A 480-nucleotide genomic window follows, 5' to 3' on the forward strand; every position below is an offset into this window, starting at 1 on the left:
GATCGCACCAATAGTTCAGGAGCTGAGTGCCGTAGAACCGTTCCGCGTACGCCTGATCCATGTGATGCTCGTTGTAGAAGAGATGCCAGTTTTCGGGGACCAGCTTCTTCAGCCACATGTCGAGGACCTTGGTGCCACACAGCGGTATGACCGGGCGATCGGTGGGGAACGCTTCAAGATTCGTGATCTCGTACTCGAATGGGATCACACCGAACGTTTCATAGTCGAGACCAGCTTGCTTCAACGCCTCGATCGTCTTGTGCAGCTCGGCATCGTCACGACTCGTGACTTGTACAGCAAACATGGGCCGCATCAGATCGACTCCCGCTGTACGATGTGACGCGTGCGGGCCTGAAGACGATCCGCCAAATCACGCATGCGTTGCGTGTACTGCAAGAGACGGTTGACTTCGGTCGCGCTGTACACGGGGTGGTTGTTCACCATGTTGTGTTCGGCAGTCACGCGCAGCATCGGGGCCCG

The 480-nt window shown here is 57.1% G+C and carries 1 protein-coding gene; it reads right to left on the reverse strand.

Annotated elements, in window-relative coordinates:
- Positions 1-313: hypothetical protein (locus AC1RO3_RS08575; protein WP_481764014.1), on the reverse strand; the 313-nt coding region annotated here is incomplete at its 3' end.
- Between the last annotated feature and the right edge of the window lie 167 nt (positions 314-480).

This window comes from Dellaglioa sp. CoH-57-MRSF-19 (assembly GCF_056781975.1).